This is a genomic window from Microcoleus sp. B13-B6 (assembly GCF_036705405.1).
GTDB lineage: Bacteria > Cyanobacteriota > Cyanobacteriia > Cyanobacteriales > Microcoleaceae > Microcoleus.
The window spans coordinates 1-1,017 of the sequence record NZ_JAUBUJ010000257.1 but is presented as its reverse complement, the minus strand read 5'-3'; the positions used below and the strand labels follow the sequence as shown (position 1 = coordinate 1,017).

At 46.4% G+C, this 1,017-nt stretch carries 1 pseudogene; it reads left to right on the top strand.

The annotated features are described in order from the left end of the window. Window positions 1–107 precede the first annotated feature (107 nt). Window positions 108–955, top strand: a pseudogene (locus QUB35_RS39355) (reverse transcriptase N-terminal domain-containing protein); the annotation flags it as partial. Between the last annotated feature and the right edge of the window lie 62 nt (window positions 956–1,017).

Genomic DNA, 1,017 nt, shown 5'->3' with positions numbered 1-1,017 from the left:
CTGCGAGTAGGAAAGATTGAGTCAAAAGCCAAAGCCTGAAGTAATGTTCAGGATATGCAGACAGACTCACGATGTTTGGAAGATAGAGACTCAAGTAGGGAGTATAAATGTCTAAAACGAGTTTAAAGACTACGGTGGAATGGCGCTCGATTAACTGGCGCAAGCTAGAGCGGCGAGTTTACAAGCTCCAAAAGAGAATCTATCAAGCCTCTCAACGTGGTGATGTAAAGGCATTACGCAGACTCCAAAAGACGTTGATGAATTCTTGGTCAGCAAGAGCATTATCGGTTCGTAGAGTTACCCAAGATAACACTGGCAAAAAAACAGCAGGAGTGGATGGAATTAAATCTCTATCCCCAGCAGCTCGTTTGAAGTTAGTAAACAACTTAAAACTGGGTTCTAAGGTCAGCCCGACCCGGAGAGTATGGATTCCAAAACCGGGAACGGAAGAGAAGCGACCTCTAGGTATACCTACAATGAAAGACCGAGCGATGCCGCGCACTCGTCAAGATGGCACGCTTAGCCTGAATGGGAAGCGCGATTTGAACCCAACAGTTATGGATTCAGAGCCGGAAGGTCATGTCATGATGCAATTGAGGCAATATTTAACGAGATTAGGTATAAAGCCAAATACGTGCTAGATGCCGACATCTCCAAGTGTTTCGACCGCATCAACCATGTAGCGCTGCTTAACAAACTTAATACATTCCCCACCATTCGCCGTCAAATACGAGCCTGGTTAAAAGCGGGAGTGATGGACAATATGCAGCACTACGAGACATCTGAGGGTACTCCACAGGGTGGGGTCATCTCCCCACTACTAGCAAATATTGCCCTCCACGGGATGGAACACCGGATTAAGCAAGCTTTCCCCAGAAGGACAATAGTCAAGAAAGGGAAATACTCTGGTTATCAATCAGGAGCAACATTAATCAGGTATGCAGATGACTTCGTGAGCGCGACACGATGTCGCATGTTGTGAGTGAGGAGGTGACTTCTCTAGGTTAGTGTCCAAAC